We start from the raw sequence: 9,648 nt of genomic DNA on the forward strand, positions 1-9,648 counted from the left end.
GTTTTATAGTTTTAAGATCATTCCAGTCACTCAAGGATTATTTCAGCCAGATATGATGGCTAAGATTATGGTCGATATGCTTGCTGCGATTTTCATTATTGCAGTTAAAATTAGTTTGCCGATATCGGTAGCATTAATACTTACCGATGTAGCATTAGGTATTTTAGCCCGTACTATGCCGCAAATGAATATCTTTGTTGTGGGTGTGCCTGGCAAAATTCTTGTCGGCATTTTTGTACTATCTTTAGCCTTACCCTTTTACATCATCTTCTTGGAGGTAGTGTTTAATGAAATTTTCCACCATATGTATCGCCTCCTGGAAAGCTTTGCGCCAGTCTAAAGATAGCTGCTATAAGTTACGTACCTTTGATTTGCAGTTGTTTAACGGTGAAAAAACAGAAGAGGCCACGCCTAAACGCAAAGAGGAGTCTAGAAAAAAGGGCCAAGTTGCAAAAAGTAATGAGATTAATTCGGTATTTGTTATTTTGGCTGCTTTCTGTACACTTAAGTTTTTGGGAGATTACACCTACTATCAGATAACAAGCTATATGACGGCAATTCTGTCAAATTTGTCGGCACCAGATTTTACATTTCAGTCTGTTCAATTAATATATGTTAAGGCAATTGTAGTTTTATTAAAAACAGTGTTACCTATACTTCTTGTCATCCTTGTCATTGCTGTATTTATTAACTTTATGCAAGTCGGTGCTATGTTTTCAACAGAAGTTATCACGCCAAAACTTAGTAAACTTAATCCTATATCAGGCTTTCAACGTTTGTTTTCCAAAAGGGCACTTGTTGAACTAGCAAAATCGCTGTTTAAAGTGTGTGTTATTGGTTATTTTATTTATCGTTTTGCTGTCTTAAAAACATCAGATATTCCTAAATTAATTAATATGGAAATTACGGATTCACTCTCTTTAGCCGGTTCGCTGGTCATTGACTTGGCTTTTCAAATTATTGCAGTTATGATGATTATGGCCATCTTAGATTATATTTATCAATGGTGGGAGCATAACCAAAGTTTAAAAATGTCAAAACAAGAAGTGAAAGAAGAATTTAAACAAACCGAGGGTAATCCACAAATAAAAAGTAAAATCAAAGAAAAGCAGCGGGCCATTGCTATGCGGCGGATGATGCAGGAAATTCCTAAAGCCGATGTAGTTGTAACCAACCCAACACATTTGGCCATTGCTTTAAAATATGAAAAACATATGTCGGCGCCCGTGGTTTTGGCCAAAGGTCAGGATTTTATTGCTGAACGCATCAAACAAGTGGCGCGGGAACATAAGGTAGTTATCGTAGAAAATAAACCATTGGCTCGGGCGTTGTACCCGGTAGTAGAAATTGGGGATGTTATCCCCCCTGAATTATATCAGGCGGTGGCTGAAGTCTTGGCATATGTCTACCGCTTAAAAAAACGCTTGTCTTAGTAGAAGGAGCGATTGGATAAATGGCTGCACAACAGTCTACGCTGGTTAAAGGGTTAACAAAATATAGTGACATCATGATAGCGGTTGCCATCATTACGATTGTGGTTATGATGATTATTCCGTTGCCGACAATCCTCCTTGATATATTGCTTACCCTTAATATTACCTTGGCATTGGTTATTGTAATGGTAGCTATCTATAATATAGAACCTTTGGATTTTTCTGTATTTCCCTCCCTGTTGCTGGTTACTACTTTATTTCGCCTGGCTCTTAACGTATCATCCACTAGGCTTATTCTGTTAGATGGTCATGCGGGAGAAGTGATTGCTGCTTTCGGTAATTTCGTAGTAGGTGGCAATGCTGTAGTTGGTTTTATCGTCTTTGTTATCTTGATTATTATTCAATTTATTGTAATTACCAGAGGTGCTGAACGTGTTGCAGAGGTTGCTGCACGCTTTACACTAGATGCCATGCCTGGTAAACAAATGAGCATTGATGCTGACCTAAATGCCGGACTGATTAGTGATAAGGAAGCACGTGAGCGCCGTAAAAACATTCAGCGTGAAGCCGATTTTTACGGGGCAATGGATGGCGCAAGTAAGTTTGTTAAAGGTGATGCGATTGCTGCTATTATAATCATTATTATTAATATTGTTGGTGGTTTTGCTATCGGGATTTTGCAGCGCAATATGGATCTTACGCAGGCGCTTCAGACTTATACCTTGCTTACAGTGGGCGAAGGATTGGTGAACCAAATACCAGCACTACTTATATCTACTGCTACTGGTATTGTTGTAACCAGGGCGGCCTCAGAATCGAATTTAGGTTCTGACCTCACCAGTCAGATCATCAATAACCCTCGTGTATTTTTTATTGCTAGTGGTGTATTGGCACTGCTTGGATTGATACCTGGCTTACCGGGCCTTCCATTTTTTGTAATGAGTGCTATTACTGGCGGTATCGGTTATGCATTGATAAGAACGCAGCGTTCAGAAGTTCAAGCGGAAATCTCACAACAGGAAGAGAAAGAAAAAGAAGAGGTTCGAAAGCCGGAAAATATTATTTCGTTGTTACAGGTTGACCCGATGGAGTTAGAAATTGGCTATAGTCTCATTCCCCTTGTAGATGTCAGTCAAGGCGGCGACCTGTTGGACCGTATTGTCATGATTCGTCGTCAATGTGCCTTAGAACTTGGTCTTATTGTTCCGACAATCCGGATTCGCGATAATATTCAACTTAAACCTAATATGTATGTTATTAAACTTAAAGGGATAGAAATCGCTAGAGGCGAGTTAATGCTGGATCATTTTTTGGCCATGGACTCAGGTGCAGTTTTTGAAACAGTTCCAGGAATCGAGACCGTCGAACCGGCGTTTGGATTACCAGCCCTATGGATTCAAGAAGCATATCGGGAGCAGGCTGAAATGGCCGGTTATACAGTGGTAGATCCCGTATCTGTGTTAGCGACACATTTGACTGAAATTATTAAGTCCCATGCTGCTGAAATTTTGGGACGCCAGGAAGTACAAACCTTAATTGAATCTGTAAAACAAAATAATGCAGCAGTTGTTGAGGAATTGACACCCAATTTGTTATCGCTTGGTGAAATTCAAAAAGTACTTGCCAATTTGCTGCGTGAGAAAATTTCTATTAGAGATCTGGTAACTATTTTTGAAACGTTGGCTGACTATGCAACATTGACAAAAGATACTGAGATATTGACCGAATATGTTCGTCATGCTTTAGCTCGGCAGATCTCCAAGCAATTTGTTAATAATAATGTTTTGACTTGCTTAACTCTTGACTCACAACTTGAAAACGTGATAGTCAATGCAGTACAGCGTACAGAACAAGGATCTTATGTGGCACTAGATCCAAAAACGGTTCAGGCTATTATCAATAGTCTTACCAATGAACTACCGAAGCTGACTAATTTGGGCTATCAACCAGTTGTGCTTACAAGTCCGGGGGCCAGACTATATTTCCGTAAACTTACGGAACGAGTAGCCCCGAATTTAACCGTGTTATCCTATGCTGAGTTGGATCCTAAAATTGAGGTACAGGCTCTAGGGATGGTGAAATTGTAATTTGAAAGTCAAACTATTTACAGCACCCAGTATGCTAGAAGCAATGGCGCAAGTCAAACAAGATTTGGGGCGTGATGCTGTTATTTTGCATACTCGGCGGTTTAAAAAAGGTGGATTTTTGGGCTTCTTTGGCAAAGAGATGGTTGAGGTTATGGCAGCACTTGATTCTCCGGCTGCGCCGGCTATTGAGAAAAAACAATGGGTTGCGCCAGTAGCCAATCCAGTTGAGGATACAAAAATATCAGCGATGCAGCTTGAAATGTCTAATATGCGAAAATTAATGGAACAAATTCTGGGGAAACTTCCTCAAGACACTAATCAAGTATCACCACTTATGGATTTATTAGTAAAGAATGATGTTGAGCCAGCAATTGCCGCCAACCTTGTTAAAGGTTTACCTGTTGAAAACTACATCTCTGGCAACGATCAAAGCATTGCTCGCAAATTGCTTGTCGATCGCATTGTCCAATGTTTACAGGGCATTGATGGTATCACAATAACGCCGTCAAGATGCAAAAAGGTTGCTTTAATTGGTCCAACAGGTGTTGGGAAAACTACAACCATTGCTAAATTGGCTGCTAATTTTGCCTTAAAGGAAGGCTATAAAGTAGCATTGATAACGGCTGATACTTATCGAATTGCTGCAGTGGAACAATTAAAAATTTATGCCGATATCATTGGTGTACCATTAGACATTGTATATTCACCTGATGATCTTAAAGTGGCATTGCGTCGGCATGAGGATAAAGATTTAGTGCTAATTGATACAGCGGGACGTAGCCCGAGTAATCAGCAACAGCTTGCTGAACATCAGGAATTTTTATCCGTTGACCCTTATATTGAAACTCATCTTGTGTTGAGTACTACAACCAAGTCTCGGGATGCGTTTGAAATTGTAAATAAATTTTCAGTATGTTCTCCCCAAAAGTTTTTGTTTACGAAAATTGATGAAGCTACTAATTTAGGTATAGTTTTGAATTTGCTATACCATTTTCCCATAACTCTGTCTTATATGACTACTGGGCAAAGTGTTCCTGATGATATTGAGCTAGTTAATGCTACGAGATTGGCAAATATGATTTTGAGGGATTCTAATGAGTGATCAGGCTGAAAAATTACGTCAAATGACACTGAAATATTCAATCCCTAAAAGTACCATTATTAAACAAAGGATTAAGAGTCGTGTAATTGCAGTTACCAGTGGTAAAGGCGGCGTAGGGAAAACTAACTTTACTGTAAATTTAGCCTTGGCATTAGCGGCACTTGATAAAAAAGTATTGGTTATTGATGCCGACCTGGGTATGGCTAATGTTGAAGTCGTTTTAGGCTGTTCATCGCCGTACAGCATTTTAAATCTATTAGAAGGTGGATTAAAAATAACCGATATTGTCACGGAAGGTCCGCGCGGAATTTTGTTCCTATCAGGTGGGTCTGGTATTTATCACCTGGCAAATCTTAGCGAGGCCCATCTTAAGCAGATAGTATCGCAAATAGCATTATTTGATAGCTGGGCAGATTTTATTTTAATTGATACTGGTGCAGGTATCAGTCGCAATGTCTTGAACTTTGTGACAGCTGCAGACGAAGTTATCATTATTACTACTCCTGAACCCACGGCAATGACTGATGCTTATGCTATGATGAAAGCGTATGCCGGCCAAAACGGTGCTGCGCCACTTAGACTGGTAGTTAATCGGGTTATTGATCGTGATGAAGGTCGGATGGTGGTTGAAAAGCTGATGCGTGTTTGCAAACGATTTCTGGATGTGTCCATACATGACCTTGGCTATGTTTACGAAGATCGTAACGTGGTGAAAGCGGTTAAAAAACAAACCCCGCTTTTGTTAGCCTTTCCTGGAGCTATATCTTCCCGGTGTATTGAAGGCATAGCTAAAAAGTTGCTGACTGGTGAAAGTAAAGAGCCACCTCGTGGAATAAAAGGATTTTTCTATAAATTATTAGAATATATGTAGTAGTCCTCAAGTGGGGGAGGTGTTCTTATGGATAATAAAATTGATGATATTTTTAAAATTAATCAGCGTGTTACCGTGATTGTGCCTGGGAAAGATGGGCTAGCTGAGCAATATCATAGTCGTATTGAAGACATTACCCCCCATAATATGAGTATAGCTATGCCGATGAGTAAAGGTTATCCGGTAATGTTGCGAAGGGGAGAGGTTTTTTTTGGGCGAACGGTGGCCTGCGGAATGCCGTTCGAGTTTACTAGTACCCTGCTTGCCCGCGAACTAGAGCCTTTGCCAATCTGGATTATTGCAACTCCTTATAATATAAAAAGAATTCAGCAACGAGCATTTGTACGTATTGATACCACGCTGCCTGTGCAGATTGTGGAACTTGAAGGGGATCAAGCAGTTGAACCATCTATAATCCAGGCGGTGACCAAAGATATTAGCGGCGGTGGCGCACAAATCGCTACTACTCATCACTGGGAACTGGGAACTAAATTAATGGTAACCATTGCTTATCCTGATATCGGGCCACTTACATTAAAAAGTGAAGTTGTCAGAGTACAACAACCTCAATCTGACCGTGCATTGTTCTGGGTTGCAATTAAGTTTCTTGATATTAGCGAGAAAGACCGTGGTAATATTATTAGATTTATTTTTAAGAAGCAACTGGAACAGCGCCGCAAAGGGTTGGAATAAGCACGCATATTGGTGGTGAACTTGTGATAAAGGTATTGGTTGTTGATGATTCTGCATTCATGCGTAAGCTTCTAACAGATTTATTTGCAGGGGAAGCGGATTTTACGGTTGTTGATACTGCCCGTAACGGTAAAGATGCAATTGATAAACTAAAACGTCTAAAACCGGATTTGATTACCATGGACGTTGAAATGCCAGTTATGGACGGAATTAAAGCCTTAGAAATCATTATGAAAGATTTTCCTACCCCAGTTGTCATGATTAGTAGCTTAACGCAAGCGGGTGCTGTTGCAACTTTGCGGGCACTGGAAATTGGGGCTGTCGATTTTGTTGCCAAAACTACAGGGCCTATATCCAATATTACAGCAATTCGCACTGAAATACTTACTAAATGCCGGGCCGCAGTAAAAGCCAATGTTGTGCAATTGGCAAAAAGACATACCACTTCTGCTGTTTTGCCAGTAATACCAAGAATTCATTCAGCACCTAGCCTGATGCATGAAGAACGCATTGTAGCTATTGGTACTTCTACAGGCGGTCCGCGGGCCTTGCAAGAGATTATTACTAAGCTTCCTAGTAATATTCCCTGCGGCATTGTTGTTGTCCAACATATGCCACCAGGATTTACCAAATCATTAGCAGAACGGTTAAACTCATTGTCTGCCGTTACTGTAAAAGAAGCAGAACATAATGATGTAATTCGCGCCGGTCATGTATATATAGCACCAGGAGATTACCATATGGTGCTTGAACGTGAAGCAGGGAAAATCATGATTAAGCTTAATCAGAATCCGCCATTCGGCGGACATAGGCCGGCAGTAGATCCTTTAATGGAGTCGGTAGCACGAATTTTTGGCAGTAAGGCGATAGGTGTTATTCTGACCGGAATGGGACGTGACGGTGCCAAAGGTATTGAAGCTATTAAACGCCAGAACGGTTATACTATCGCTGAAGATCAGTCAACGGCAGTTGTGTATGGCATGCCTAAAGCCGCCGTCGAGTTGGGAGTAGTTGATAAAGTAGTACCCATTACTGGTGTAGCTGCTGAAATACTAAGGGCTCTATCATGAAGCTAAGGGTTGCTGTTGGACTCTATCTGCTAAAAGTGAGAGTTATACCTCTACGGGCACAGGGAATTGTCTAGCTTGGGTTAAGGCAACTATCCTGAGATAGGGTTAAACCAACCAGAAACGAATTCTCCTTTAGCAATGTAACAATATAGGACGTACTTTGGGGGGGGTAACAAATGGATATTAATCAGTATATGGGGATGTTTTTAGAAGAATCACGCGAACACCTACAAACGTTAAATAATTGTTTGCTGGATCTTGAAAACGATCCTGGCAATTTGGTTGTGCTTGACGAGATATTTCGCAGTGCGCATACCATAAAAGGTATGTCTGCTACCATGGGATTTACTACGATTGCTGAGCTCACGCACGAAATGGAAAATGTTCTTGATTTACTGCGAAAAGGCACACTGCAAGCCGATGATGATATTACGGATATTTTGTTTAAATGTATTGACACCTTAGAACAACTAGTAGAAAATGTAGCGGCAAATTCTGATGAGACTATAGATATTAAACCGCTAATTTCTAAGCTTACATCCATTGCTAATGGTGAGTTTTCTTCTCAAGCTAAAAAACAGTCGGTTCTGTCGGTCATAGCACAAGAAACTGAAGTAAAGTCACCTGCCGCGGTAAAATTAGATGATATTGAGCGAAATGTAGTTAAAGAGGCAAGGAAGCAAGGCATTGACTGTTATGAAGTTCATGTTAAATTACGGACAGGCTGTCTGCTTAAATCCGCGCGAGCTTACATGATAATGAATGTTTTAGAAGAACTTGGCGAAGTGATTAAAAGTATTCCGCCTGTTGAAGAGCTGGAAAAGGAAAACTTTGACGACAGTTTCCAAGTAGTAATTTTATCTGCTGCCGAAGCCGAAAAAATTGAGAAAGCAGTTAGTAGTATCTCAGAAGTAGAAGAAGTGATTGTTGTCCCATCTGTAATTCAGCAAGCTGAAAAGGAAACGGCTGCAACTGCAACAGCAACAGTTCAATCAGCGAGAACCACTACTTCTGCTAAAATCGATAAGAAACCTACTGGTGTAAATACATTTGAAAAACCTGCTGTAAATGAACATAGTCCTGCGGTTGATAATAAAAAACTTAAAAGTGGTCAATCTGTCAGGGTTGATATTGATAAATTAGATAATCTTTTAAATCTGGTTGGCGAACTGGTTATTAATAAAACCCGGCTTGAGCAAATCGGCTTAACTCATCGGCTTACTGAACTTGTTGAGACGATTGAGCAAATGGATCGGGTAACTACTGACTTACAGGCCGTTGTCATGAAAGTTCGCATGGTACCAGTTGGACAAGTGTTTAATCGTTTTCCCCGCATGGTTAGAGATTTGTCGCGTGAGCTGAATAAAGAGGTTAATCTTATTATTCAAGGGGAAGAAACAGAACTTGATCGTACAGTTATTGACGAAATAGGTGATCCTCTGGTTCATCTCTTGAGAAATGCTATTGACCATGGAATTGAACATCCGGCTGAACGACAAGCCAAAGGCAAAAATCCTGTTGGCGAAATTCGTCTCATTGCGCGGCACGAAGGTAATAACGTCATTATTATGGTTGAAGATGACGGAAAAGGTATGAATCCTGATGTGATAAAACAAAAAGCAGTGGATAAAGGGCTTATTACACAAGCTGAAGCCGATAAGCTTGATCCAACTGAGGCCATTAGGCTTGTATTTTTACCAGGATTTTCTACAGCGGACACAGTTACCGATGTTTCCGGGCGTGGTGTCGGTACAGATGCTGTAAAGACCAAGATCGAATCCTTGGGTGGAATGGTGGATGTCGAGACAAAAATTAACGGCGGTAGTAAATTTAAAATTAGGTTACCACTAACTTTAGCGATTATTCAGGCATTACTCGTAAAAGTATGTGATGAGATTTATGCCATACCGCTGGGCTCAATTGACAGTACCATCAATATTACGCCTCAAGATATTAAAACTATTCAAAATCAGGAAGTTATTTTGCTTAGAGGCCAAATTATCCCCATCGTGCGATTAGCAAATGTACTTAATGTTCCTAATACTGGTACTCACAACCAAGAGGAATTGTTTGCCGTCATTGTCCATATGGGTGAAAACCGTGCCGGAATTATTGTTGACACACTGATTGGTCAGCAAGAAATAGTAATCAAGTCGATGGGCAAGTTGCTGGCTGGTATTAAGGTTATTGCCGGTGCTACTATTTTAGGTAACGGTGAAGTAGCGCTTATCCTAGATGTTAGTGCATTAATGCAATAAGCGGGGAGGGAGAAACGCATGTCTGAAGTTACATATTCCGGAAATGAAGTTCAACTAGTTGTATTTAAACTGGGACGCGAAGAATACGGTGTTAGTATTTTGCAAGTGCAAGAAATAAAGAAGAACACCGAAAT

At 40.4% G+C, this 9,648-nt stretch carries 8 protein-coding genes and 1 pseudogene; all 9 read left to right on the forward strand.

All coding sequences use genetic code 11. From position 1 onward, the window contains the following. Nucleotides 1-340 (forward strand): flagellar biosynthetic protein FliR (locus AC29Z1_RS08400; protein WP_488271008.1); only part of this gene is annotated, 340 nt, incomplete at its 5' end. Continuing rightward, on the forward strand, nucleotides 288-1,433 hold the full coding sequence (flhB, locus tag AC29Z1_RS08405; RefSeq protein ID WP_488271009.1) for a flagellar biosynthesis protein FlhB: 1,146 nt from the start codon (nucleotides 288-290) through the stop codon (nucleotides 1,431-1,433). The genes AC29Z1_RS08400 and flhB, both read left to right, overlap by 53 nt. A 20-nt stretch (nucleotides 1,434-1,453) precedes the next feature. Continuing rightward, a complete protein-coding gene (gene flhA, locus AC29Z1_RS08410) occupies nucleotides 1,454-3,520 on the forward strand; it encodes a flagellar biosynthesis protein FlhA (RefSeq protein ID WP_488271010.1) in 2,067 nt (688 codons plus the stop codon). Between the two features lies 1 nt (nucleotide 3,521). After that, nucleotides 3,522-4,622, forward strand: coding sequence for a flagellar biosynthesis GTPase FlhF (flhF, locus tag AC29Z1_RS08415; RefSeq protein WP_488271011.1), 1,101 nt, complete (start codon nucleotides 3,522-3,524; stop codon nucleotides 4,620-4,622). After that, nucleotides 4,615-5,493, forward strand: coding sequence for a MinD/ParA family protein (locus AC29Z1_RS08420; protein WP_488271012.1), 879 nt, complete (start codon nucleotides 4,615-4,617; stop codon nucleotides 5,491-5,493). The genes flhF and AC29Z1_RS08420 overlap by 8 nt, the downstream gene beginning before the upstream one ends. Before the next feature lie 27 nt (nucleotides 5,494-5,520). After that, nucleotides 5,521-6,186: a flagellar brake protein gene (locus AC29Z1_RS08425; protein WP_488271013.1), complete on the forward strand. Its 666-nt coding sequence runs from the start codon at nucleotides 5,521-5,523 to the stop codon at nucleotides 6,184-6,186. A gap of 23 nt (nucleotides 6,187-6,209) precedes the next feature. Further along, nucleotides 6,210-7,256, forward strand: a complete 1,047-nt coding sequence (locus AC29Z1_RS08430; protein WP_488271014.1) for a protein-glutamate methylesterase/protein-glutamine glutaminase — start codon at nucleotides 6,210-6,212, stop codon at nucleotides 7,254-7,256. Nucleotides 7,257-7,432: 176 nt separating this feature from the next. After that, a complete protein-coding gene (locus tag AC29Z1_RS08435) occupies nucleotides 7,433-9,514 on the forward strand; it encodes a chemotaxis protein CheW (RefSeq protein WP_488271015.1) in 2,082 nt (693 codons plus the stop codon). A gap of 18 nt (nucleotides 9,515-9,532) precedes the next feature. Next, nucleotides 9,533-9,648, forward strand: a pseudogene (locus AC29Z1_RS08440) (chemotaxis protein CheW); the annotation flags it as partial.

The organism is Sporomusa sp. (assembly GCF_057736855.1).

Excerpts from the sequence above, each read along its gene's own strand:
- flhB (WP_488271009.1), top strand. The coding sequence starts at position 288 with ATGAAATTTTCCACCATATGTATCGCCTCCTGGAAAGCTTTGCGCCAG.
- flhA (WP_488271010.1), top strand. The coding sequence starts at position 1,454 with ATGGCTGCACAACAGTCTACGCTGGTTAAAGGGTTAACAAAATATAGT.
- AC29Z1_RS08420 (WP_488271012.1), top strand. The coding sequence starts at position 4,615 with ATGAGTGATCAGGCTGAAAAATTACGTCAAATGACACTGAAATATTCA.
- AC29Z1_RS08425 (WP_488271013.1), top strand. The coding sequence starts at position 5,521 with ATGGATAATAAAATTGATGATATTTTTAAAATTAATCAGCGTGTTACC.
- AC29Z1_RS08435 (WP_488271015.1), top strand. The coding sequence starts at position 7,433 with ATGGATATTAATCAGTATATGGGGATGTTTTTAGAAGAATCACGCGAA.